Source organism: Oerskovia sp. NPDC057915 (assembly GCF_042887685.1).
In the GTDB taxonomy this organism is placed as follows: domain Bacteria; phylum Actinomycetota; class Actinomycetes; order Actinomycetales; family Cellulomonadaceae; genus Oerskovia.
This window is the reverse complement of the sequence record NZ_JBHVOS010000002.1, coordinates 118,196-142,176: the sequence shown is the minus strand read 5'-3', so window position 1 is coordinate 142,176 and position 23,981 is coordinate 118,196. Positions and strand designations below refer to the sequence as shown.

22 protein-coding genes are annotated in these 23,981 nt (G+C 71.3%); 12 read left to right on the top strand and 10 right to left on the bottom strand.

The features are described 5' to 3' along the window. Window positions 1-142 precede the first annotated feature (142 nt). The gene (rfbD, locus tag ACFVQ3_RS01995) at window positions 143-1,000 is read right to left on the bottom strand and encodes a dTDP-4-dehydrorhamnose reductase (RefSeq protein WP_387634418.1); all 858 of its coding nucleotides are present in this window, start codon (window positions 998-1,000) and stop codon (window positions 143-145) included. Between the two features lie 46 nt (window positions 1,001-1,046). Next, a complete protein-coding gene (gene rfbB / locus ACFVQ3_RS01990) occupies window positions 1,047-2,045 on the bottom strand; it encodes a dTDP-glucose 4,6-dehydratase (protein ID WP_387634415.1) in 999 nt (332 codons plus the stop codon). 179 nt (window positions 2,046-2,224) lie between these two features. On the opposite strand from rfbB, the gene ACFVQ3_RS01985 reads away from it, so the two are divergent. After that, a complete protein-coding gene (locus ACFVQ3_RS01985) occupies window positions 2,225-3,193 on the top strand; it encodes a class I SAM-dependent methyltransferase (protein ID WP_387634412.1) in 969 nt (322 codons plus the stop codon). Between the two features lie 56 nt (window positions 3,194-3,249). Here ACFVQ3_RS01985 and ACFVQ3_RS01980 read toward each other — a convergent pair whose 3' ends face one another. The 3 genes from ACFVQ3_RS01980 to ACFVQ3_RS01970 form a co-directional block, all read right to left on the bottom strand. Then, window positions 3,250-4,101 (bottom strand): NAD-dependent epimerase/dehydratase family protein, encoded by an 852-nt coding sequence (locus ACFVQ3_RS01980; protein ID WP_387634410.1) that lies wholly within the window; start codon window positions 4,099-4,101, stop codon window positions 3,250-3,252. A 105-nt stretch (window positions 4,102-4,206) separates the two neighbouring features. Then, a complete protein-coding gene (locus tag ACFVQ3_RS01975; protein ID WP_387634408.1) occupies window positions 4,207-5,490 on the bottom strand; it encodes a lipopolysaccharide biosynthesis protein in 1,284 nt (427 codons plus the stop codon). After that, window positions 5,487-6,554 carry a glycosyltransferase family 2 protein gene (locus ACFVQ3_RS01970; RefSeq protein WP_387634405.1) on the bottom strand — a complete coding sequence of 356 codons (1,068 nt, stop codon included), beginning with the start codon at window positions 6,552-6,554 and terminating at the stop codon, window positions 5,487-5,489. The genes ACFVQ3_RS01975 and ACFVQ3_RS01970 overlap by 4 nt, the downstream gene beginning before the upstream one ends. A 119-nt stretch (window positions 6,555-6,673) precedes the next feature. On the opposite strand from ACFVQ3_RS01970, the gene ACFVQ3_RS01965 reads away from it, so the two are divergent. The 5 genes from ACFVQ3_RS01965 (at window position 6,674) to ACFVQ3_RS01945 (ending at window position 11,810) form a co-directional block, all read left to right on the top strand. After that, complete coding sequence (locus ACFVQ3_RS01965; protein WP_387634402.1) at window positions 6,674-7,768, top strand: UDP-N-acetylglucosamine 2-epimerase; 1,095 nt, start codon at window positions 6,674-6,676, stop codon at window positions 7,766-7,768. A 69-nt stretch (window positions 7,769-7,837) separates the two neighbouring features. After that, entirely contained in the window at window positions 7,838-8,545 is a 708-nt protein-coding gene (locus ACFVQ3_RS01960) for a glycosyltransferase family 2 protein (RefSeq protein ID WP_387634399.1), read from the top strand. Next, window positions 8,542-8,994, top strand: coding sequence for a DUF2304 domain-containing protein (locus ACFVQ3_RS01955; RefSeq protein ID WP_387634396.1), 453 nt, complete (start codon window positions 8,542-8,544; stop codon window positions 8,992-8,994). Before ACFVQ3_RS01960 ends, ACFVQ3_RS01955 begins: the two co-directional genes overlap by 4 nt. 106 nt (window positions 8,995-9,100) lie before the next feature. Continuing rightward, the gene (locus tag ACFVQ3_RS01950; protein ID WP_387634393.1) at window positions 9,101-10,675 is read left to right on the top strand and encodes a DUF2142 domain-containing protein; all 1,575 of its coding nucleotides are present in this window, start codon (window positions 9,101-9,103) and stop codon (window positions 10,673-10,675) included. 13 nt (window positions 10,676-10,688) lie between these two features. After that, a complete protein-coding gene (locus ACFVQ3_RS01945; protein ID WP_387634390.1) occupies window positions 10,689-11,810 on the top strand; it encodes a glycosyltransferase family 4 protein in 1,122 nt (373 codons plus the stop codon). A 51-nt stretch (window positions 11,811-11,861) separates the two neighbouring features. Here the strand turns inward: ACFVQ3_RS01945 and ACFVQ3_RS01940 are convergent, their stop codons facing one another. From ACFVQ3_RS01940 to ACFVQ3_RS01925, 4 genes are all read right to left on the bottom strand, one after another. Next, window positions 11,862-12,482: a dTDP-4-dehydrorhamnose 3,5-epimerase family protein gene (locus tag ACFVQ3_RS01940; RefSeq protein WP_387634387.1), complete on the bottom strand. Its 621-nt coding sequence runs from the start codon at window positions 12,480-12,482 to the stop codon at window positions 11,862-11,864. Between the two features lie 142 nt (window positions 12,483-12,624). Then, the gene (gene rfbA / locus ACFVQ3_RS01935) at window positions 12,625-13,491 is read right to left on the bottom strand and encodes a glucose-1-phosphate thymidylyltransferase RfbA (RefSeq protein ID WP_387634384.1); all 867 of its coding nucleotides are present in this window, start codon (window positions 13,489-13,491) and stop codon (window positions 12,625-12,627) included. 5 nt (window positions 13,492-13,496) lie between these two features. Continuing rightward, entirely contained in the window at window positions 13,497-14,390 is an 894-nt protein-coding gene (locus tag ACFVQ3_RS01930) for a glycosyltransferase family 2 protein (protein ID WP_387634381.1), read from the bottom strand. A gap of 74 nt (window positions 14,391-14,464) precedes the next feature. Continuing rightward, window positions 14,465-15,274, bottom strand: coding sequence for a TIGR03089 family protein (locus ACFVQ3_RS01925; RefSeq protein WP_387634378.1), 810 nt, complete (start codon window positions 15,272-15,274; stop codon window positions 14,465-14,467). Window positions 15,275-15,424: 150 nt separating this feature from the next. On the opposite strand from ACFVQ3_RS01925, the gene ACFVQ3_RS01920 reads away from it, so the two are divergent. The 3 genes from ACFVQ3_RS01920 (at window position 15,425) to ACFVQ3_RS01910 (ending at window position 21,112) form a co-directional block, all read left to right on the top strand. Beyond that, window positions 15,425-15,754, top strand: a complete 330-nt coding sequence (locus tag ACFVQ3_RS01920; RefSeq protein WP_036570549.1) for a WhiB family transcriptional regulator — start codon at window positions 15,425-15,427, stop codon at window positions 15,752-15,754. 109 nt (window positions 15,755-15,863) lie between these two features. Next, window positions 15,864-19,394 (top strand): glycosyltransferase family 2 protein, encoded by a 3,531-nt coding sequence (locus tag ACFVQ3_RS01915; RefSeq protein ID WP_387634375.1) that lies wholly within the window; start codon window positions 15,864-15,866, stop codon window positions 19,392-19,394. Between the two features lie 5 nt (window positions 19,395-19,399). Then, window positions 19,400-21,112, top strand: a complete 1,713-nt coding sequence (locus tag ACFVQ3_RS01910) for a DUF5719 family protein (protein ID WP_387634372.1) — start codon at window positions 19,400-19,402, stop codon at window positions 21,110-21,112. A 1-nt stretch (window position 21,113) separates the two neighbouring features. Here ACFVQ3_RS01910 and ACFVQ3_RS01905 read toward each other — a convergent pair whose 3' ends face one another. Further along, window positions 21,114-21,665, bottom strand: a complete 552-nt coding sequence (locus ACFVQ3_RS01905) for a metallopeptidase family protein (protein ID WP_387634370.1) — start codon at window positions 21,663-21,665, stop codon at window positions 21,114-21,116. Window positions 21,666-21,785: 120 nt separating this feature from the next. Between ACFVQ3_RS01905 and ACFVQ3_RS01900 the strand changes: the two genes are divergently transcribed. Genes ACFVQ3_RS01900 through ACFVQ3_RS01890 form a run of 3 tightly spaced genes read left to right on the top strand, consistent with a single transcriptional unit; the run spans window position 21,786 to window position 23,885 of the window. Beyond that, on the top strand, window positions 21,786-22,139 hold the full coding sequence (locus ACFVQ3_RS01900; protein ID WP_030150032.1) for a DUF3499 domain-containing protein: 354 nt from the start codon (window positions 21,786-21,788) through the stop codon (window positions 22,137-22,139). A gap of 35 nt (window positions 22,140-22,174) precedes the next feature. Continuing rightward, complete coding sequence (locus tag ACFVQ3_RS01895) at window positions 22,175-23,656, top strand: phosphomannomutase/phosphoglucomutase (RefSeq protein ID WP_387634366.1); 1,482 nt, start codon at window positions 22,175-22,177, stop codon at window positions 23,654-23,656. A gap of 10 nt (window positions 23,657-23,666) precedes the next feature. Continuing rightward, window positions 23,667-23,885 carry a Trm112 family protein gene (locus ACFVQ3_RS01890; protein WP_387634363.1) on the top strand — a complete coding sequence of 73 codons (219 nt, stop codon included), beginning with the start codon at window positions 23,667-23,669 and terminating at the stop codon, window positions 23,883-23,885. Window positions 23,886-23,981: the final 96 nt, after the last annotated feature.

Below are 23,981 nucleotides of genomic sequence, written 5' to 3'. Positions count from 1 at the left end.
CGGGGTGGGGCGCCACCATCGTTGCGAGTCGTCGCAGGTGCTGTGGACGCGATGGCCGTGCGGTCCGTCAGACGGTCCGCACGGCCACGTCGGCGAGGTAGGCGAGGTCGACGAGCAGGCGCTTCCGACGGTCCCGACCGGATCAGCGCGTGCGAGCGGCCAGGACCGATCCTGCCGCCTCGGCCCACCGTTCCTGCCACGCACCGATGGGTTCGAGCCCTACCGCACGCAAGGACTCGTGTCCCAGCACGGAGTAGGCCGGACGCGGAGCAGGCCGGACGAAGGCTTCGCTCGTCGTCGGTCGCACCAGGTCTCGGTCCATCCCCGATGCCGCGACGGCCTCTGCCGCGAACTCGAACCAGGAGGCGCTCCCCTGGGACGTCGCGTGGTAGATGCCGCCCGGGACCTCGGCGTCGACCGCACGCAGCACGAGGTCGGCGACGTCGACCGTCCAGGTCGGTTGGCCCAGCTGGTCGTCGACCACGTCGAGCCCGCCCCGCTCGGCCGCGAGCTTCACGATCGTCCGAGGGAAGCACACGCCACCCGCACCGTACAGGTATGCGGTGCGCATGATCAGGTGCTGTTCTCCGTGGGCCGTCACGGCCCACTCCCCGGCCGCCTTGGTACGGCCGTATGCCGTCGCCGGGTTCTGAGGTGCGTCTGCGGCGTAGGGCGTACGAGCGGACCCGTCGAACACGTAGTCGGTCGAGATCTGCACGAGTCGTGCACCGACCGAGGACGCCGCACGCGCCAGGTTCGCGGCGCCTGTGGCGTTGACGGCGAAGGCCTCGGCCTCACGCTCCTCGGCGAGGTCGACCGCCGTCCACGCAGCGCAGTTCACGACCACGTCGGCACCCCGGAGGAGCTGGTCGCACGCGCCGGGGTCGGTGATGTCGAGGTCGGCACGGTCGAGCGCCTCGACCGACCGCCCCTCGCTCGCCAAGCGCGCGACGACGTCCTGGCCGAGCATCCCGGCCGCGCCGATCACGATCCACTGCATGTAGAACTCCTCGTCCTGGCACGGGGCCGGCGATGGTAAGGGATGCTCAGGCCTGGCCGGAGAGCTCGTACTTGGCCTCGGTGGCTGCCTTCACCGGGCGCCACCAGCCCTCGTTCTCGCGGTACCAGGCGACGGTCGCCTCGAGGCCGGCACGGAAGTCCGTGTAGCGAGGCGTCCACCCGAGCTCGGTCCGCAGCCGGCTCGAGTCGATCGCGTACCGCAGGTCGTGACCGGGACGGTCGTTCACGTGGTCGAAGTCGTCGGCGGGTCGACCGAAGATCTCGAGGAGGGTCCGCACGACGTCGAGGTTGTTGACCTCGCCGTCCGCACCGATGAGGTACGTCTGGCCGATCTGTCCTCCGTCGATGATCGCCCACACCGCGGAGTTGTGGTCCTCGACGTGGATCCAGTCCCGGACGTTGAGTCCCGCGCCGTAGAGCTTGGGTCGGACCCCGTCGATCAGGTTCGTGATCTGACGCGGGATGAACTTCTCGACGTGCTGGTACGGACCGTAGTTGTTGGAGCAGTTCGAGATCGTCGCCTGCACTCCGAACGACCTCGCCCAGGCGCGCACCAGCATGTCGCTCGACGCCTTGGTGGACGAGTAGGGGGACGACGGGTTGTACGGGGTGGACTCGGTGAAGCGCTCCGGGTCGTCCAGCTCCAGGTCGCCGTACACCTCGTCGGTCGAGATGTGGTGGTATCGCACGCCGTGCCGGCGTACCGCCTCGAGGAGCGTGTAGGTGCCGATGACGTTCGTCTGCACGAACGGCCACGGGTCGTTGAGCGAGTTGTCGTTGTGCGACTCCGCGGCGAAGTGCACGACGAGGTCCGCGTCGGCGACGAGAGTGTCGACGAGCGTCGCGTCCGAGATGTCGCCCTCGACGAAGGTGATCGCGTCCGCGACCGAGGCCAGGGAGGACTTGTCCCCTGCGTAGGTGAGGGCGTCGAGGACCGTGACCTTGACGTCCGGACGCTCCCGGACCGTCTGGTGGACGAAGTTCGATCCGATGAAGCCGGCTCCGCCGGTGACGAGCAGACGCATAGGGGTGTTCCTCCTGGACGTGGTGTGGCCTGCAAGCCTACCGAACCCCTGGGAGCCCCGGGTGCGCCCGGAGTGTGTGACGTGCGGGGCCCGGACGTGAGTACGCTGGCCAGCAATCGATCGCGCGACCGTCGCCCGACCGGCCGTGCTTCGTGTCCTCTCGTCGAAGGAGCCACCGCATGCCATCGAAGTACGTGTTCGATTTCGACCCCCAGGAGACCAACACGAGCCACAACATCCTCGTCGGTCTGATCCCGCCGCGAAGCAGGGTGCTCGACGTCGGGTGCGCCGCCGGATACCTGGGTGATGCGCTCCAGGGCAAGGAGTGCACGGTCCACGGGGTGGAGCTCGATGCCGTCGCAGCCCAGGAGGCGCGCGCCCGGCTCGCGTCCGTGGTCGTCGCCGACGCGGAGGCGCTCGACTACCGGGCGGAGTACGGCGAGGGCGCCTTCGACGTCGTCGTCCTTGCCGACGTGCTCGAGCACACCCGGAACCCGGCACGTGTGCTCGCCGGCGTGCTGTCGGTGCTCGATACCGACGGGACCGTCGTCGTCTCGATCCCGAACGCCGCGCACGGGGCGCTGAGGCTCGGGCTGCTGCAGGGGCGCTGGAACTACACCCCGCTCGGCCTGCTCGACGAGACCCACGTCCGCTTCTTCACGTGGGCGACGCTGCAGGACCTGCTCTTCGAGGCGGGCCTGGTGATCGACACGGCGTGGATGACGACGGCCGACCCCCTGGCGACCGAGGTCGACGTCGACCCCGCGCTGCTCCCTGCAGGCATCGCCGACTGGGTACGTGGTCAGCCGCTCGCGCTCGGGTACCAGTTCGTGCTGGTCGCACGCCGTGCCGTGCCGGGCGAGGGCAGGCCCGTGATCGAACCTCGTCCTGCCGGGACGGTGGTGACTCCTCCGGAGAGCCCGACGCTCGTCTCGGCGCGCGAAGAGGTCGACGAGCTGCGCCGGAGGATCGCCGATCGGGAGGACGAGCTCCGCCTCGCGAAGGACATCATCGCGTACCACGAGGCCACCGCGGGCGAGGCCGAGCGCAAGCTCCGATCGTCCGCCGCGTGGCGCGTCGGAAACGTCGCGGTGGCGCCCGTGCGGGCCGTGAGGCGGGTGCTCGGAGGGCACCGCGGACCGAGCTGATCAGCGGCGTCCCGTGCCGCGCGGTCTCGCCCGCGGCACGGGACGCGACGACCTCGTCAGTCCGAGGTCGCGTTCTCGAGGACCTGACGGATCTTGGTCGCGTCGCCCCAGACACCGGGGGAGTCGTAGGCGCGATCGGGGAAGGCCCCGTAGGCCAGCGAGATGTCGTAGCCGTGCCGCGCGATGTACGCCTCGACCTCTTCCGCGAGGGACACGGGCTCCCCGGTGCAGCAGTTGATGATCCCCGTGACCTGCGTCTGCAGGGCGACCGCGGCGATCTGCTCGCCGAGCTCGCCGACCTCGATGAAGTCGTACCGGTTCCTTCCGCTGGTGAACGGGAACTCGCGCTGTCCGGCACGGGCAGCGGTCGCGATCTTGCCGAAGATCGAGTTCCCGCGCTCGTCGTCCCCGTGGATGTAGTAGCAGCGCAGCCACTGCACCGTGACGTCCTTGCCGTCCGCCACGACGCCCAGGCTGCGCCGCAGGGCGTCCTTGGCGATGCCGTACAGCGAACGAGGGTTCGTCGGCGTCGACTCGTCGATGGGGCCTTCGTGGTAGCCGACCTCGTGCATCGTCCCGAGGGCCACCAGCTGCGGCACCCCGGCGGCGATCGCCGCCTCGAAGAACCGCAGGTGGTCCGGGAGGCGCTGGATGTGCACCGGGTCGTTGTGGACGAACCCCTTCTCCCAGGCCAGATGCACGACCGTGTCGACGTGGCCCGCCCGTTCGAAGAGCCCTTCAGGGTCCGCGAAGATGTCGCCCTGCACCGCGATCACACCCTCGGGGTACCGCGTGGCGGCATCGGGCGAGCGGTCCGCTGCCAGCACCGTGGCGCCCGCACGAAGCAGGGCCTCGACCACGTGGGCACCGATGTAGCCGTTCGCTCCTGTCACAAGAATCCGAGTCACGCAGTCATTCTGCCGCATGCGGGGAACGGGCTCGACCTCCGTCTGCCATGGTGCTCGCGGAACCGCTCACCGGGAGCCGTCGGGACGGGCCGGTTCGTCAGCAGGTCAGGCGTGGTGCGCGACGGAGCTCACGTGCCGTCCGACCATCCGCCACAGGACCACCAGGGCGACGCAGACTCCGACGAGCGGACCGACCAGCGCGCCGACGACGGTGGACTGGACGATGCCGAACGGGTTGAGGAGGAGCCACAGCGCGGTCGTGCCCGTCGCGGTGGCCCAGACGATCGCCATCCAGCGGTAGCTGCCGAAGGCGATGAGTGCAGCCGAGGCGAGCTGCAGGAGGCCGAGGAAGCACGCGGAGAAGACCAGGACGGCGATCGTCGCGGGACTGACGACGTACTTCTCGCCGAGCGCGATCTGGACGGCCCAGGGGCCGATGAACCATGCGACGACGCCACCGACGAGGCCGATGATCAGTGTGCCCGTCGCTGCCAGCACGAGGAGGCGGTGCGCGTCCTTGACGGTGTTCGAGCCGTCCTGCTGCCAGCGCAGGATCGTCGGTACCGCGAGGGCCTGGAGCGGGGCGACGAAGAGGAGCGGCAGACGGGAGACGGTGAGCGCTGCGAAGACCGCGCCGCCCGCTGCGCCGGGCGTCCCACCGGAGAAGGCTGTGACCATCGTGGTGTACCCGGTGATCAGCGCCGCGGTCAGAGCCGCCCCGAGCATGAGCGATCCTGCACGCCGCAGCGGGTCGAGCCAGGACCGGATACCGAACCCCGCCCGGACCTGGGACCGGCGCAGCAGCCGACGAGCAGGACGCATCCAACCGACCCACGCGAACGCACCGACGGCGACGGCGGCGGCGGCGGAGCCCAGCGTGACTCCCACGGTGAGCCAGACGACGGCCAGGAGGACCAGCCGGGACATGGGTTCGGCGATGACCAGGCCGGCGTAGCCGCGGATGTCGTCGGAGCCGATCAGCAGCCCGCGCACCATGAACTGCGCGGCGAAGCCGAGCGTCGCGATGACCACGAGCACTCCCATGCCGCTCTCGGCGTGGCCGTAGAGGCGGGTGGAGATCGCCGGGAGGAGGGTCAGCGCCGCGACCGTCGTGGCGATGGCTCCCGCCGCGAGAGCGACGCGCAGGATCGGGGCTGAGTGGTCCTTCTCCCCACCGGCCGACTGTCGAGCGGCCTCCTGCTCGACCATCGACATCGAGCTCGCCAGCCCGAAGAGCAGCCCCCAGAAGGACATGAAGAGCGCGAACTCCGACGTGGTCAGGGTGCGCCCGACGACCGCGAGCAGCAGGTACCCCGCGACGCTGGAGACGGCGACGGCCGAACCGACACCGAGGATGCCCGAGGTGCGGGCGCGCTGCAGCAGGCTCACGAGGTGCGAGAGGAGCGCGTGCGCAGGGCTGCACGGGCCGCCAGCCCGTAGCCGCGCAGGACACCCGCGCCGAACAGCGCGACGAAGGGTGGGGTCATGACGGCGGCGGCGAGCACGTGCCGGGGGCGTCCACCGGAGGCGGCCACGGCTGCAGGCACCGCGGCCCACGCCAGCGCGAGGGCTGGCAGGCCGATGGCGGGCTTGACGATGGCCGTCACCGCGAGGGCGAAGCCGACGCCGGTGGCACCCAGGAGTGCGATGGTGAGCGGCCTGGACTGGCCGAGGTAGCTGTCGACGAAGGTCGTGCCACGGAAGTAGGCCTGACGGCGGAAGCCGCGGATCCCGCTCTTGCCGTGGTAGGTGAACGAGAAGTCGGGGGAGAGCCAGATGCGACGCTCTGACGCTGCCCGGCGCAGGAGGCGGGTGTCGTCGCTGGCCAGGTGCTGGACGTCGTAGAGGGACTCGAAGGACTCGGCGAGGTGCGTGAAGTAGTCCCGCTCGATGAGGAGTGCGGTCGTCCCCTTCGGGTACAGGTCGAAGTCGTCGGCACCGAACGAGACCATGCGGGGCGATCGGAGGTAGGTGCGCCAGCCGATGCGGGTCAGGGCGTCCCAGAACGCGGCAGGGAGGTTGCCGCGTGTCTCGACCTCCACGTGGCCGCACCACACCCGCGCCTCGGTGGGAGCATGCTCGACGAGCCAGCGCAGGGCGTCGGGCTCGACGATGACCCGAGCGTCCAGCAGGAGCATCCACGGGTGGTGCGCAGCTCCCGCGCCCGTCAGGCGGGCTGCCATCCGTCCGGCGTTCGCCTGGCTGACCAGGCGGACGCGTGGATCGCTCATGGCGATCTCCTGCACGACCTTGGCGGTGGAGTCCGTGGACCCGTCGTTGACGACGACTGCCTCGATCTGCAACCCAGCACGGTCGCCGGCGTCGAGGACTGCGGCAAGCGAGCGACCGATCCACGTCTCCTCGTTGTACACGGGGATCACGACGCTCAGGGCGGTGGGTGGGAAGGTTGATACAGAGGGCCACGAGGCCGCCGCTGGTGCAGGAGTCGTCACGTTCTCAAGCGTAGCGGCTCCAGAACGGCCTATGACCGTGCTCCCACGCGTGCTCGAGCTGGGCGGGGGGCAGGCCGCGGGAGGGTATGCTTGCGTCCAAAACACGAGGGGAAGTCCTGTTGATCGTCTTCATCGTCGGCACCACCGCTGAACTCATCAAGATCGCACCTGTCTACCACGAGCTGATCTTCCGCGGACGGTCCCCCGAGATCTGGTACACCGGTCAGCACGTCAACGAGCTCCGCGGCATTCTCGACGATCTGGCGCTTCCTGCCCCTGCGCTCTGGTTGGTCCCGCAGGAGGGGGCCGAGAATCTCGCCCGGACCGGGCAGGTCCCCGGTTGGATCTTCCGCCTCTTCCGTACGTTGGTCACTCGGCGTTCGGAGCTGAGGAGGCGCATTCGCTCTGACGGGGGCACCCCGATCGTGCTGGTGCACGGAGACACCTTCACGACCTTGTTCGGCGCGATCATCGGCCGCGCCCTCGGGGCCAAGGTCGGCCACATCGAAGCCGGGCTTCGCAGCGGGCACCTCATGCACCCGTTTCCCGAGGAGATCAATCGCAAGCTCACCGCGAGCCTTGCCCACCTGCACTTTGCGCCGGGGGACGTCGAGGTGAAGAACCTCAGAGGCCGCGACGGTGTTGTCGCGACCGGAGGGAACACGGTGATCGATTCGGTGCGTCGAGCGCTCGAGCAGGGATCTCACGGACTCGACATCAACCTGCCGGACGGATACGCCATCGCGACGCTCCACCGTTTCGAGCTGGTTCGTGACAAGCAGCTCTACGCGGCAGCACTTGCCGCTCTCAAGGACGCGTCAGCTCGAACACCGATCGTGTACTTTGCCGGGGAGTCCGAGAAGGCCCGGCTCGTCGAGTACGACCTGCTGTCCATGTTCGACGAGCGCTTCGTCATCATGGACAAGCTTCGGTATGTTCATTTCCTCCCGGTCCTGTCGGCTGCTCGATTCGTCGTGACCGATTCGGGTGGCGTGCAGGAGGAGTGCGCCCACCTCGGCATTCCTTGTGCAGTGCACCGGGTCAAGACCGAGCGACACCAGGGACTTGGCAAGAATGTCGTGCTGACCGAGATGGATATCGACCGCCTTGTCTCTTTCCTGAACGACGCTGACAGTTTCCGTGCTCAGGACCTGAGCGACGAGGCACGACCGAGCGCCGTCGTCGTCGACACCATCGAACGCCTGGGTGTCTGATCGTGTCGGTTTTCCACCCCCGTTGGAAGGTAGTACGTGGTGCCTGAGGTCAACCCGCGAAGGACCTTGGTGGTCCTGCCTGCGTGGAACGAGCAGGAGGCGTTGCCCGGGGTCCTGGACGACGTGCTGGCCACTCTGCCGGACGCCGACGTGCTGGTAGTCAACGACGGCTCGACCGACCGTACGAGCGCGGTGGCGCGGCGGGGACGGGTCATGGTGCTCGACCTGCCGGTCAACCTCGGCGTGGGCGGCGCGATGCGCGCGGGGTACAAGTTCGCGCAGCGCGAGGGCTACGACGTCGCTGTCCAGCTCGATGCCGACGGGCAGCACGACCCCGCTCAGGTGGCATCTCTGCTGCGGGTCATGGACGAGGAACGGGCAGACGTCGTGATCGGAGCTCGTTTCGCCGGCGAGGGGGCGTACGCGGTGCGTGGACCGCGACGCTGGGCGATGCGGGTCCTGTCGGTCACCATCTCGCGCGTCGCGCACACCCGGTTGACCGACACGACCTCGGGCTTCAAGGCCTCGAACCGGCGTGCGATCGAGCTCTTCTCCAGGGAGTACCCCGCCGAGTATCTCGGGGACACCATCGAGTCGCTCGTCATCTCGGCGAGGTCGGGTCTGAAGGTGCGCCAGGTCGGGGTCTCGATGCGCCCGCGTGCAGGGGGCACGCCCTCGCACAACCCCGTCAAGGCTGCGGTCTTCCTCGCTCGGGCGATCCTCGCACTGCTCATCGCGCTCACGCGCCCGGTCACCATCCCGGCGGACAACCCATGAAGCTCTACCTGCTGGCCCTCGCGACCTGTGTCGTGGTCGTGGTCGTGCTGCTCATGCTCCTGCGCACGCGACGGATCAAGGAGAAGTACGCCGCCGCCTGGCTGCTGCTCGCCGTCCTGATCTGCGTCGTCGGTGCCTTCCCTGAGACGGTGACCTGGTTGGCGTCCCTCGTGGGTGTGGCCACCGCGAGCAACCTCCTGTTCGCCGCGGCGATCGCTGTCCTTCTCGGTGTGTGCATCCAGCTCAGCGTGGAGCTCTCCGCGAACGAGGAGAAGACGCGCACGCTCGCTGAGGAGATCGCGCTCCTGCGGCTGAACGTCGAACGGCTCGCCCAGGAGCACTCTGACTCGGGGGAGGAAGTGGCCCCGCAGGAGCCTGGGCGAGGTGAGGACGCGAACGTGCGGCAGGGCGCCGCGGGCGAGGAAGCAGGGGGACACGATGGCGACTGAGGAGCGGGTGACCGCCGAGAGGGAGAGGCGGCCGGGGCCCGCGACGGGTCGGCGCGCAGCGAGGCTCTCGCGCGGGACGGCGCGCGCCGCGGTGATGCTCCTGGCGTTGTTCGCTTTTCTGGCGACGTGGGCCTTCGCGTCCCCGCTGGGCGCGACCCCTGACGAGAACTTCCACATGGCGAGCATCTGGTGCGCGGAGGGGGAGCGTGACGGAGCCTGCCTGACGAACGCCGACGAGACCGTCTACGCGGTGCCGGAGGCGCTGCCGATCGGTGTCTGCTACGCGTTCGACGCGAAGGTCGCGGCGACGTGCCAGCCTGAGGTGGAGATGGTGGGCGCGGAGCGCTACCAGGTGACCACCGTGGGTAACTTCGGCGAACGCGCAGGAGAGTACCCGGGCCTGTTCTACGCGGTGATGAGCCAGTTCGTGGGTCCCGACGTCCAGCGCAGCATCCTCGTGATGCGCGTGGTGAACGCCGCGATCTTCACCGCGCTCGTCGGCGTGATCTACGCCTTCTCCTCGACGCGTGCACGGCGAGCGCTGGTGGCGACCAGCGCCGTCACGCTGGTTCCCCTGGGCGCATTCCTCATCCCGTCGATCAACCCGAGCGGCTGGACGATCGGCTCGGCGGTGACACTGTTCTTCGCGCTGTACGGCGTCGTGAACGCGCGCTCGAGGACCGTGATCGCGGTCCTTGCCCCGACCGCGGTGATCGCTTTCGCGATGGGTGTGGGGTCGCGTGCCGACGGGAGCGTGTACGCCGGGCTCGCCGTGGTCGTCGCCACGCTGCTGGGACTGCGCTCGCTCCGGCCGACCTGGCGCAACCTGCTGCGGCTGGTGCTTCCCGCCGTGATGCTCGTGGTGGCGCTCAGGGTCTTCCTGTCGGTGGGCAGCTCGGCGGTCCAGGCCCCCCAGGAGGGGAGGACCGGTGGGTGGACGGTCATGCAGATCTTCCTCGAGGTCTTCCAGTACATCCCGGGCTCGCTGGGGTGGTTCGCCCTGGGATGGGGCGACACGACGATGCCGACCATCGTCTGGGTCCTTGTGGGTACCGCTTGCGCGGGGGTCGTGTTCGTCGGCATCGCGCATCTCGGTCGTCGTCGACTGGTCGCCCTGTTCGTGGCGGTCGGAGCGCTCCTCGCCGTCCCGACGTACATCGCGGCGACGTCCTGGGTCGCGGGCGCTGCGCTGCAGGCCCGGTACATCTTCCCGATGGTGATCATCGCCGTCGCCGTGGCCACCCTCGTGACCGAGGCTCAGAGCGCGGCCGCGAGCAGGTCGCGTGGTCTGACGTTCACCGCCCCGCAACGCTGGGTCGTCGTGGGGGCGATCTCGGTCGCCGGCGCAGTGTCGATCTACTTCAACCTCCGCCGCTACGTGACGGGTGTGGACGTGCAGAAGTTCCGTCTGACGCCGGCCGAGTGGTGGTGGCCCGGAGCGCTCGTCTCGCCGGAGATGCTCTGTGTCATCTCCGCCGTGGCGCTCACCACCGTGCTCGTCCTTGCCACACGCGTGCTCGTGCCGACGGCAGTCGAGTCGGTCGCCATCGGTGACGACGAGCCGGAGGGGCGGGGTCCTCTCCCCAGCGGTGCGCAGGCGGCCTCGTCCGTCTCCGAGGGTGTGTCCAGCGGCCCTGAGGTCACCAGACCGCGGCACGTCCGAGCCGTGACCAGGAACTGAACGGAGTCTCTTCTTGCGTGTCCTCCTGGATGCCACCGCTGTCCCCGCCGACCGCGGTGGTGTCGGGCGCTACGTCGACGAGCTGATACCTGAGCTCGCGACCGCAGGGCTCGATCTCGTCCTCGTCGTCCAGACCCGCGACGTGGAGCACTACCGACAGCTCGCGCCCGGAGCGAGGGTCGTCGCGGCTCCCGCCTGGATCGCCCGGCGACCTGCTCGCCTGCTGTGGGAGCAGACAGGTCTGCCGGCGCTCGTCCGAGCGATCAAGCCGGACGTCGTGCACAGCCCGCACTACACGATGCCCTTGCTGACCCGCACCCCGGTGGTCGTGACACTGCACGACGCGACCTTCTTCACGACCCCGGAGCTGCACCTGCGGTCCAAGGCGGTCTTCTTCCGGACGGCGATCCGGATCGCCGCCCGACGCGCGGCACGTCTGGTCGTCCCGTCCCGCGCGACCCGCGACGAGGTCGTTCGTCTCGTCGGCGCTCGCCCCGAGAAGTTCACCGTCGCGTACCACGGCGTCGACCACGGTCTCTTCCGTCTGACGAGCGTCGAGGAGCAGGACCGGGTCAAGGACTCGCTCGGGCTGGCAGCGACCAGCTACGTCGGCTTCCTCGGCACGCTGGAGCCACGCAAGAACGTGCCCGCGCTGATCCGCGGCTGGGTCGCGGCGTGCGAGAACCGGGACGACCCGCCGGCACTGCTGCTCGCGGGCGGGCGCGGGTGGGACGAGGACGTAGACGCCGCGATCGAGGCCGTTCCGTCGCACCTCAGGGTCCGCCGGACCGGGTTCCTGCCGCTCGAGGACCTGCCGGCCTTCCTGGGGGGCGCTGTCGTCGTGGCCTACCCGAGCCTTGGCGAGGGCTTCGGTCTGCCGGTCCTGGAGGCGATGGCCTGCCGTGTGCCCGTCCTGACGACGAGGGAGCTCTCGCTCCCCGAGGTCGGTGGAGACGCGGTCGCGTACTGCGGCACGGACGCGGCGTCGATCGGCCGGGAGCTCGCCGCGCTGCTCGACGACCCCGAGCGGCGCACGGTCCTGGCCGACGCGGGCGCGGAGCGCGCGGCAGGATTCACGTGGGCGGTAGCCGCACGCCTCCACGTGGAGACCTACGAGGCGGCCTCGGTCCGTTGACGGGTGCGCTGCGGGCCGCGGGTGGCCAGACCACCTGCGGCCCGCAGTCGATCAGGACGAGCGCAGCGTCGCGAGGTGCGCGTCGACCTGCTCCAGCGTGGGCAGCAGACCCTGGGCCGCGGCCTCGCTCAGGCCCGGGGCCGCGAGGTCCTTCTCCGAGAGCAGCGGTGTCAGCGGCGAGCCGTCCCTCGCCGTCGTCGGCCACTCGATGCCGACCTCCGGGTCGAGCGGGTGGATGCCGTGCTCACGACCGGGCGAGTAGCCCGTCGAGCACAGGTACACGACGGTCGAGTCGTCCTCGAGCGACAGGAACGCGTGGCCGAGCCCCTCGCCCAGGTAGATCGCCCGTCGGTCGGTGTCGTCGAGGAGCACCGAGTCCCACTGGCCGAAGGTCGGGGAGCCGACACGGATGTCGACCACGACGTCGAGCACCGCACCCTTGGGGCACGTGACGTACTTGGCCTGCCCCGGAGGGGTGTCGGCGAAGTGGATGCCGCGGAGGACTCCCGCCGAGGACACCGACATGTTCGCCTGCTGGAGGGCGAGGCGGTGCCCGAGCGACTCCTCGAACTTCTCCGACTTGAACCACTCGAGGAAGACTCCTCGGGGGTCACCGAACTGCTTCGGGGTGATCTCCCAGGCTCCGGGGACGGACAGTTCGCGATACTCCACGGGACAGCTCCTTCAGGCAGGTGTGCGTGCGGTGGATCGGTATCCACCGCGGCCAAGGGTCGAGTCTAGTGTCGTGCGCCGAACCCGGGAGCGGACGACGAAGGCCCACCGTCGTCCGACGGCGGGCCTTCGGCTCCTGTGGTCAGTCGCGCTCGAGCAGGCCGAGCAGGTAGGTCCCGTAGCCGGACTTGACGAGCTTCTCCGCGCGTTCGCGCAGCTCGTCGTCGCTCAGGAACCCTCGGCGCCAGGCCACCTCCTCGGGGGCCCCGACCTTGAGGCCCTGCCGGTGCTCGATCGTCTTGACGAAGTCCGAGGCCTCGACGAGCGAGTCGAACGTCCCGGTGTCGAGCCAGGCGGTGCCGCGGGGGAGGACCTCGACCTGGAGCCGTCCCTGTTCCAGGTAGGTCCGGTTGACGTCGGTGATCTCGTACTCGCCGCGCGCGGACGGGGCGAGGTCGCGCGCGATCGCGACGACGTCGTTGTCGTAGAAGTAGAGGCCGGGGACCGCGTAGTTCGACTTGGGCGCGGTGGGCTTCTCCTCGAGCGAGAGCGCCCGGCCGGCCGCGTCGAACTCGACGACGCCGTACGCCGTCGGGTCGGCGACGCGGTAGGCGAAGACGGCGCCGCCGTCGAGGTCGGCGTAGCGGGAGAGCGTCGACCCCATCCCGGGACCGTAGAAGATGTTGTCGCCGAGCACCAGGGCCGCCGACTCGGTGCCGATGAAGTCGGCTCCGAGGACGAAGGCCTGGGCGAGCCCGTTCGGCTCGGCCTGGACGGTGTACTCGATCGAGACACCGAACTGCGACCCGTCGCCGAGGAGCCGGCGGAACTGGTCGGCGTCGTGCGGCGTCGTGATGACGAGGATGTCCTTGATGCCCGCGAGGATCAGGGTCGAGAGCGGGTAGTAGATCATCGGCTTGTCGTAGACCGGGACGAGCTGCTTGCTGATGCCGAGAGTGATCGGGTGCAGACGAGTGCCGGATCCGCCGGCCAGGATGATTCCACGCATGCGGGCTATTGTGCCGCATCCGTCGGTCGTCGGCGCCGTGCGCTCCTGATCTCGAGCCGCTCCCGGACGAGCAGGCCTGCTGTGAGCGCCCAGCGCAGTGGGGCCTGGTACCACGCGTCGTACCTGCGGGTCAGGTACCGGTGCGCACTGACGTGGTGCGCACGGATCATCGGCGCGGGGTCCTTCTTCCAGGAGACGCCCTGGACGTGCGTGACCTCTGCAGAGGGGACGAACACGTTGGTCCAGCCGGCCTGGTTCAGCCGGTCACCGAGGTCCAGGTCCTCGAAGAACATGAAGTACCCCTCGTCGAACCCCCCGACCTGCTCGAAGGCGTCCCGGCGCAGCACGAGGCACGCGCCGGAGAGCCAGCCCGCGACCCGTTCCGTGGTGTCACCCGGCGCGTTGGCGTTCCGGTACGCCCGTGAGTACGGGTTCTCGGGCCAGACCTTGCTGAGCAGGGCGTGGCCTGCACCCAGCCGCAGAGACGGGATGGCTCGGGCGGACGGGTACTCGGTGCCGTCGGTGTTGAGGATCCGGGGGCCCAGGGCACCAGCGCGATCGTGCCGGGCGCCCGCAGCCACGAGCGCGTCGAGAGAACCGGGCGCCCAGACGAGGTCGGGGTTGGCGACGACGATCCACTCGCCGTCGGCGCCGCGTGCTCCGAGGTTCGCCGCCCGGCCGTACCCGAGGTTCCCGCCGGACTCGACCAGGCGGGTGCCCGGATCGCGCGCAAGTCCTTCCGCGACGTCGCTCGGGCCGCCGTTGTTGACCAGCACGAGCTCGGTCGGACGGGAGGTCGCGGTCCGGAGCGATGTCGCGAACTCCACGAGCTCCTGCCCGGGGTTGTAGATCACGCAGATGACACGGAGGGCGTTCGGTGCGCCGGCGGAGCTGCTCATGGTGTCGCACAGCCTATCGACCGGAACGGGCTGACCGAACCACTCGTCGACGCAGGAGGGGGCGTACCAGCACGTCAGTCGGTGATCCGCTCGGTCGTGCGGAGACGCTCGAGGCGCGCGGGGTCGTTCGTGAGCGCGGCCGTGGCCCCGACCGAGGTCACGACGACCGATCCGTCGAGCGCCAGGGCCCGGAGCGTCCGGCGCAGCAGCGGGAGCGCGTGCTCCTCGCCGACGAGGGTCCGCGGTGCGGGTGTCGTCGGGAGCGGCGGGCCTGCGAGGGCCCAGGCGACCAGCCCGGCGTGGGAGACCTCGGGGTCGATCGCGGCCCGGTCGGGGTCGGTCTCCTCGACCCAGCCGATCTGGTCGCCGTAGGTCATGACGGCCGAGCCGGCGTCGATCGTCCCGGGAGGCAGGTCGCCGTCGAACCGGCGTGCGAGCGCGGGCAGCGGGACTGCGACGAGCTGCGCGCCCGTCCCTGCCCAGGAGGCTGGCCGGGAGGTCACCACGATGTCCGCGTCCGTGGCCGCGGGGGTCCGCGAGTCCGCGTCGTCGGACCCGGAGGTCTCCTCCTGCCCGACGGCGGTGCTCCCCTCCGCGGCCGGTGGCAGCACGAGCGTTGCTCCCGTCCGCCAGGTGGCGAGCGCCCAGACGACCGTGCGCCAGTGCGGAGGGAGATCGAGCAGCACGCGCGTCCCTGGCCCGGCGTCGAATTCTTCGACGAGGAGGTTCACGGTTTTGTTGACCCAGTTGTGCAGCACCGCGCCCGACAGCTCGACGCGCTCGCCGTCGTCTCCGTACCAGGTCAGGCGTGGCCGACCGGGGTCTCGGGTGATGAGACGCTGCAGGTCAGCGATGTGCATAGGAGGGGGCGTGGATGCGGCCATGCGGCCCAGCCTAGGACGCGCCGAGTCGTCCGACGTCGTGATTTCACCCACCGAATCGCCCGGATAGCACATTTCGGCTTGACGGACGAGGATGACACGCGTGTAATTTCTCTAATGCAGTTTTCATATAACGGCATGAAGGGGCGCATCATGTGGAACGTGCTGGGCGATGATCTGGGGGCCTTTCCCTCGGATGCGGGTCAGCCGGTAGAGACGGTGGCTCCTGTGCTGCCTCTCTTCGGCGAGGTCGTGGACGACGGGCTCATGGGATGGCAGGAGCGCGCACTGTGCGCTCAGACCGATCCTGAGGCGTTCTTCCCCGAGAAGGGGGGATCGACCCGCGAGGCCAAGAAGGTCTGCACGGGCTGCGAGGTGCGGGCCGAGTGCCTCGAGTACGCGCTCGAGCACGACGAGCGCTTCGGCATCTGGGGCGGACTCTCCGAGCGCGAGCGTCGCAAGCTCAAGCGCCGGGTGGTCTGAGCACTCTCCGGCTCTCGGGTCGGGAGCGGGCGAACTGTCGCTCGGGTAGACGACCTGCCGTGTCGAGGTCCCACGATCTGCGCTGGGCACGGGTCATGATGTGGCCAGGATGACTTCTACAGACACGACGACGGTGACCGGTCCCTACCACCAGCCAGGTGCGGCGCAGCAGCGCGCACGTGGTGCGTCGCCCCACGCCGTGGCGGCGGTGACCGGTTCGGTGCCCGCCGTCGTCTCGGTGACCGCAGTGGTCGTCACCCAGGGACACACCCGCTACCTCCCGCACACGCTCGACGCCGTCCGGTCCCAGTCGGTCGTACCGGACGCGGTGATCGTGGTCGACGTCGCCGCGTCGCAGGCGATGAGCGAGTACCAGGAGCTGCAGCTCGGTGGCGCGCGATTCCTCGCAGCCCCTCACGCGCGCACCTTCGGGCAGGCCGTGGACATCGCGCTCGCGTCCCGCGGCGCGCAGGACCCGCCGACCTGGATCTGGCTCCTGCACGACGACTCCACCCCCGAGCCCGGTGCCCTGGCGGAGCAGCTCCGGGCGGTCGAGCACTCGAACGCCGTGGCGATCGCGGGCGCGAAGCAGCGCCGGTGGGACCTGGACGGGGACTCCGACGGGGTGCTCCTCGAGGTCGGGTTCACCGTCTCCCCGCTCGGTCGCAGGATGACCGGGATCGACGAGCACGAGATCGACCAGGGGCAGCACGACGCCCGTGAGGACGTCTTCGCCGTGGGCCTCGCCGGGGCGCTCGTGCGTACCTCGGTCTGGCAGGCGCTGGGGGGGACCGACCCCGAGTACGGGGTGTTCGGCGACGGGCTCGACCTCTGCCGTCGTGCGCGCCTCGCCGGGCACAGGGTCGTGGTCGTCCCACGTGCCGTGGTCCGGCACGCGCAGGCGTCGCTCCTCGACCTGCGCGACGAGGGGCGCCACGAGGACGACGACGAGCCTCGGGTGCCGGACGTCGAGGCGTCGTACGGGCCCCGGCGGCGCAGCCACCTGCACTACCGGCTCGTGAGCGTCGCCTGGCCGATGCTCGTACCGGCCGTCGTCGCGATGATCCTCTGGGCGCCGTTCCAGGCCATGTACCGTCTCGCGATCAAGCGGCCGGCGCAGGCGCGGGACGAGCTCCTCGCTCCGCTCTGGGCCGTCTTCCGGCTCCCCGCGATCGCTCGTTCCCGCCGCTCCGTCCGTCGCACGAGCGTCCTTCCCCGTCGTGCGCTGGCCCCTCTCCAGGGCACCTGGCGTGACGTCCTCGGCGAGCGCAGGGACCACCGACTGGCGAACGCCGAGGAGCACCGGGTCTCGACGGCTCCCACCGATCTCGAGCGGGCCGAGCTCCGTGCGATCGGTCGCAGGCGTCGCACCATGCTCGGGCTCGTGGTGCTGGGTCTCCTCGCGCTGACCGCCGTCGTCTTCGGCTCGGTCCTCGGGAACCTCGCCGCCGGTGGGCGCTTCGTCGGTGGCGAGCTCCTCCCGGCGGACGGCAGCCTCGCGGCCATCTGGCAGGCGGCGACCGGTGGCTGGGTGGCTGACGGGCTGGGATCGCCCGCACCTGCCGATCCCTTCACGACCTTCCTCCTCCCGCTGGCGCTGCTCGGCGGCGGCTCGCTGCAGCCGGCCGTCGGCGTCATGGTGGTGCTGTCGTTCGTGGTGGCGGGGCTGGGCGCCTGGTTCGCAGCGGGCGGGGTCACTCGCTCGGTGTGGCTGCGGGCCTGGGCCGCGATCGTGTGGGTGGCTGCTCCGTCCTTCGTGCTCGCGCTCGGCGAGGGGCGGCTCGGTGCCCTCGTCGCGCACGCCGCACTCCCGTGGGTCGCGCTGGGGATCCTGCGCGCTCTGGGGGTCCAGGCGTACGACGAGCTGAGCCCCGCCCTCGGGGCGACGGGCGGACGGGCGCAGACGGTGGGCCGGCGAGCGCTCCGGCGGCGGCGGCCGGGATCGGTCGGCGCGGCGGCTGCCGCGGGGCTCGCCCTGCTCGTCGCGGTGTGCGGGGCCCCGATCCTCCTCCCGGTCTTCGTCCTGGCGTTGGGCGTGGTCGCGGTGGCGGCGCGGCAGCACCGCCGGTACCTGCTCCTGGTCCTGCTTCCCTCGCTCGTGCTCCTTGCTCCCTTCTGGTATCGCATCGGCACCACCTGGACGGACGGAGGGTGGCGCCTCCTGGCGACCGGGCCCGGCGTGCCGGTCGGTGCAGAAGCGGCGCCGGCGTGGCAGCAGCTCCTCGGCCTGCCGGTGGAGGTGGCGCCGTGGTTCGGTCTCGACGGCGGGGTGCTCGGCGAGGTCGCCCGCTTCGCGCCCCTGGCCACGGGCGCCCTGGTTGCCGTGCTCGCTGTGGTCGCCCTCGTCGGACCCCGCGTGGCAGGCGTGGCCTGCGCCTGGTTCGTCGCCGCGCTGGGGCTCGCCGCCGCGGTGCTGACCGGCGCGGTCGAGGTCGCCGTGTCGGGTGACGGTCCCGTCCACGGCTGGCCGGGTGCGGGGGTCTCGGTCGTGCTGCTGGGTCTGCTCGGGGCGGCGCTGCTCGGGGCTCCCGGGCTGCGGTTCGCACGGCGCGCGACGACGGGGCCCGACGATCTCGCTCCAGCACCTCGCGAGGTCGAGGAGGCACCCGGCGAGACCTCGCCGAGCACCGTGGACGCTCTGCCGCCTGCCGACCCGACGCGCACCGGACCGTCCGGGCCCCGGGGCGACCGCGCGCTCGCCGGGTGGCGGGCCGGCGGGGTCGGCCTGCTCGCGCTGGTCGCGGTCCTGGTCCCCGTCGCATCGGTGACGTCGTGGACCCTGACGGCTACCGACCGTGACGGGGCCGTCGGGGACCTGACCGTCGTGACCGAACCCGTCGTCCCGAAGGTCGGCCAGCAGATGCAGGACTCCGAGCGCGAGGTGCGCGTCCTGTCGCTCGAGCTCGCTCCCGGCGGGGTCCTCGAGTACGAGCTCCTGCGCGGTGACGGGCCGCAGATGATCGACGCGTCCAGCGTGGTGCAGGCGCGGGCCATGACCGACCCGTCGTTCGCGCAGGGAAACCTGCCGACGGTCGTGGCGGGCATGGCCACGGGGAGTGCCGCCGGTGCGGCGCGCGAGCTCGGCGACCTGGGCGTCGGCGCCGTCGTGCTGCCGACCTCGACGACCGAGGACGCGGGCGCGGAGCGTGAGCGTGCCGAGCTCGTGGCGCGTCTCGACATGGTCCCGGGCCTCGAGCGTGTGACCGAGGGGCAGTCGTCGGTGCTGTGGCGGGTCGCCCCCGGGCCGCTGGAGACCGACGCCCCGGCGTGGGCGCGTGTGGTCGAGAGCCTGCCGACCGCGGACCAGGAGGCTGCCGACGAACCCTTCGTGGTCGACGCGCTCCTCCCCGCCGACGACCGGTCCGTCACGACTCGCGTCGAGGCGGGCGGTGCCGAGCGTGCGATCGTGCTCGCCGAGACCGCCGATCCCGGTTGGACCGCGACGCTCGACGGTCGCGTCCTCGAGCGTGCGGAGGTCGACGGTCGTCAGGCCTTCGTCCTCGGCCCCGAGGGGGGCGCGCTGTCGATCGGCTTCGTCTCCGAGCACCGGCTGCCCTGGCTCGCCGTGGCGGGCCTGACCCTGTTGATCTTCGTGCTCCTTGCCGTGCCGGTGGGACGCCGTCGGACCGGAACGAGGTAGTTGTCGTGACCACCAGAACCTCCAGGCCGCACCCTGTGCTGCGCCGTGTGGCGACGATCGGCACCGGTCTGGTGGCCGTCGCCCTCACGGGTGCCGTGGCCGCCGTCGGTCTTCCGGCGGGCTTCGGGGCGGTCGCCGGTGCGGTGCCGGACGTCGAGCAGATCGAGGCGTCGACGCCCGAGCGCACGCTCGTGTGCCCGGCGCCCGTCCGCCTGGCGGACTCGGCACAGGTGGGTGACGCCCAGTTCGGAGCCGCACCCGTCGAGACCGCGACCGTGCTGCGCGCCGGTGTGGTCGGTGCGGGCTCCACGACGGGGGCTCCCGGCGAGACGCCCGTGACGCTGACCGGGCTGGAGGCGCTCGACGCGGCGCCGCTCGAGCAGGACGACGCCGGGGCCACGGTGGTCTCGCTCGCGGACGTGAGCGAGGGACAGGTGCTGCGGGTCGGTGCCGGGATGCCGGTCGACACGCGTGTCGCGGCCGCCGTCGGGTCGACCACGTCCGCGGGTGACCTGCGCGGGCTGGCCGCCGCGAGCTGCGCCACCCCCGACATCGACCACTGGCTCGTCGGGGGGAGCACCGAGGTCGGGAGCAGCGCGCAGCTCGTGCTCCAGAATCCCGGTCGGACCCCCGCGACGGTCCGGATCAGCGTGTGGGGACCTGGGGGCCCGGTCGTCCTGAGCGGCGGTGGCCAGTACCTCGTCCCTCCCGGGGGCGAGGTCGTGACGCTGGTCGAGGCCGCCGCGCCCGAGCAGCGGCGGCTCGCGGTCCGGGTCGAGTCGACCGGAGGGACGGTCGCGGCCTACCTGCAGCACAGCACGCTGGCCGGACTCGTGCCGCTCGGGGTCGACTACGTCGTCCCCGGGGCGGCGCCGTCCGGCAGCACTGCCGTCGGGTTCACGAGCTCGGGGGAGGCCGTCGACGACGCGCTCGCACCGCAGATCAGGCTTCTCGCGCCGGGTGCCGAGGCGGGCACCGCGACCCTGACGGTCTACGGAGCGGACGGCCGTGTCCGGGTGCGGGGAGGCGAGCAGGTCGAGCTGTCCCCGGGGGTCGTGACGGACCAGTCGCTCGGGGGGCTGCCCGCCGGGTCGTACACGGTCGTCGTGGACGCCACCGTGCCCGTCGTGGTCGGAGCGTCCGAGGCCCGGGCAGGCGATGCCGTCGAGGACTCGCCGACGGGTATGGCGCAGGTCGACCGCGCGTGGACCGCATCGACCGCCGTCCTCCCGCCGGCAGACGACGAGAAGCCGGCAGACGACAAGACGCCCGCAGCAGCACGTGGGACGCACGACCGCGGCACCGTCACGCTGGTGCCCGGCACGTCGAGCGTGGTGCGCCTGGGGGCGGTGCCTCCGGAGCGTGCGGAGGACTCGGCCCCGACGGGTGCGTTCCGTGGCACGTTGCGTGCCTACGGGCCGGACGGCGCCCTGCTCGGCGAGAAGGACCTCGACGTTCCCGCGGGCTCGACCGCGACGTTCGACGCCGCGGTGCTGGGCGCGGGGACCGAACCTGCCGTCCTGACCCTCGACGCGAGCGAGGACGGGTCGGGGGCCGAGCCCGTCTGGTCGGTCCTCGCGACCGCGGGAGCCCCGCTCACCGGCGCGCCCGAGGGGTCGCCGGGAACCCTGGTGTCCGTGCTCCTGCCTGTTCCTCCGGCCGAGAGCCAGGGGAGCGTGGCCGTCCGGGCCACGCGGACCGCGGGGCTGCCCGACTGAGTCAGTGGCCGCCCTGGTAGCGGGGGTCGATCTCCTCGGGCGTGCGGGCGAGCATGTGCGCGACCTGCTCGACGACGACGTCGCGCACCAGGTCGGCCAGGTCGTCGTCGTCGAACGCCCGAGACTCGACGGGGCGACGGTAGACGACGATGCGGGCCGGCTGTCCGGCGTCGGCCGGGAAGTAGCGCCCGAGCGGGACGCCCGCGTCCTCCCAGGGGGCGGGGTCCGAGGGCGGGACGTCCTCGACCGCGAACTCGGTCCCGTGGAGCTGGCGGGACCAGCCGCGCTCGAGCAGGCCGATGGTCGCGATGACGTGCTCGTCGAACTTCTCGCCGCGCGTGCGGTTCGCGGGCGCCGACGGCGGCAGCAACGGCCCGCGGATGCCGCGTCCGCGGCGGTCCCGGCGGCGCGGGTGCGGCCCGACGTCGTTGAGGTCCGGCCCGCGCGGGGGGATCTGCAGCGAGGCGACGAGCGGCGCCGGGGCGTCGGGCGAGGCCTTCTCGGGGCGACGGCGCGAACCGTGCGGGGCGGGGGAGGACGAGTGACCGGGCACGTCCCCGAGCCTAGACGAACCGCCGGGAGCCCGCCCCGACCACGAGTCGGCCACGACGTGCGGGACGGGCGTACGGCGTGTATGGCACCGCGACCATCGCCCAAGGCGTAGTGTCAGCCCGTGAGATCCGTCAGACAGTGCTCGCGCACCGCATGCACCCGTGCGTCGGTGGCGACCCTCACCTACGTCTACGCGGACTCGACCGCCGTGCTCGGGCCCCTGGCCCACCTGGCCGAGCCGCACAGCTACGACCTCTGCGCCGAGCACGCCGAGCGCCTCACCGCGCCCCGCGGGTGGGAGGTCGTGCGCCTCGCGCAGCACTTCGTCGAGACCGGCCCCAGCGCCGACGACCTCTCGGCGCTCGCGGAGGCCGTCCGAGAGGCGGGGCGCCCGCGCCCGGGCCCCGAGCCCGACGACGTCACCGAGGTCGGGCGACGAGGTCACCTGCGCGTCCTGCGCGCCGAGGGCGACTGAACCCACGACCCGACGGTCCCGGCTAGGCTGATCGGGTGCCCATCGACCTGACCCAGCTCATCAAGGCCTACGACGTCCGTGGCACCGTCCCGGACCAGTTCAACCCGCAGGTTGCCCGTGCGATCGGCGCGGCCTTCGCACGCGTCGTGGTCCTGCCCGAGGCGACCACCGCAGGGGGGGAGACGCCCGCCCGCCCGAGCGTCGCCGTCGGGCGGGACATGCGTGACAGCGGACCCGGGCTCGTCGACGCGTTCGCGCAGGGCCTCGCCGACGCCGGGGTGGACGTGATCCGGATCGGGCTGTGCTCGACCGACGGTCTCTACTACGCGTCGGGAGCGCTGGACGTCCCGGGTGCCATGTTCACCGCGTCGCACAACCCGGCTGTCTACAACGGCATCAAGCTGTGCCGTGCAGGCGCCCGTCCCGTGGGGCAGGACTCGGGCCTGGTCGCGGTGCGCGAGCTCGCCCAGGAGTACCTCGACGGCGACCTGCCGGCCCCCGCCGAGGACCGTGGCGAGATCACCGACCGCGACATGCTCGCGGACTACGCGTCGTTCCTGCGCTCGCTCGTCGACCTGCGGGGCATCCGCCCGCTCAAGGTCGTGATCGACGCGGGCAACGGCATGGGCGGCCTCACGGCGCCTGCCGTCCTGGGGACCGTGGCAGGGCTCGAGGCGTTGCCGCTCGACGTCGTGCCCCTGTACTTCGAGCTCGACGGGACGTTCCCGAACCACGAGGCGAACCCGCTCGACCCCAAGAACCTGCTGGACCTGCAGGCCGCGGTCGTCGAGCACGACGCCGACCTCGGCCTGGCGTTCGACGGCGACGCCGACCGCTGCTTCGTGATCGACGAGCACGGCGACCCGGTGTCCCCGTCCGCGATCACCGCCCTCGTGGGGCTGCGTGAGGTCGAGCGCGAGAAGGCCGCCGGCCGGGTCCCGACGATCATCCACAACCTCATCACCTCGCGTGCCGTCCCGGACTTCATGACCGCGGCCGGGGCGAAGGTCGTCCGCACGCGCGTGGGCCACTCGTTCATCAAGGCGCAGATGGCCGACAACGACGCCGTGTTCGGCGGCGAGCACAGCGCCCACTACTACTTCCGCGACTTCTTCTTCGCGGACACGGGCATGCTCGCGGCCATGCACGTGCTCGCGGCCCTGGGCGGGCAGGAGCACCCGCTGTCCGCGCTCGGCGAGGTCTACGAGCCGTACACCGCGAGCGGCGAGATCAACTCCCAGGTCGAGGACGTGCCCGCCGCGCGGGCTCGCGTCGTCCAGGCGTACGTGACCGAGGAAGGGGCGGGACCGGTCGTGGTCGACGAGCTCGACGGCCTCACCGTCTCCCACTGGGACTCCCGCCCGCAGTGGTGGTTCAACCTGCGTGCGTCGAACACCGAGCCGCTGCTGCGGCTCAACGTCGAGGCCGCCGACGAGGACATCATGGAGAAGGTGCGAGACGACGTCCTGTCCCTCGTGCGCGCCACCGAGCACCCCACCACCGACGACGAGAGCTGAGACCGAGCACATGAGCAACGACACGACGCCCGGCACCCCCGGCACGGTCACCCTCGACCCGTGGGTCCGCGAGGCGCTGAGGTGCCCCGCGACCGGAGCCACGCTCGTGGACGGCACGGCCCCCGACGGCAGCCCCGAGCTGCGCTCGACGGACCCGGAGCACCCGCTCGCCTACCCTGTCCGCGACGGGATCCCCGTGCTGCTCGAAGGGGACGCACGGGCCCTCTAGGACCCGCGACGTCCTTCGAGGACGACGGGCGCGAGCCCGGCACCCCTGACGGGTGCCGGGCTCGCGGCGTGTCCCACGCTTCGCGTCCCGCCGGGG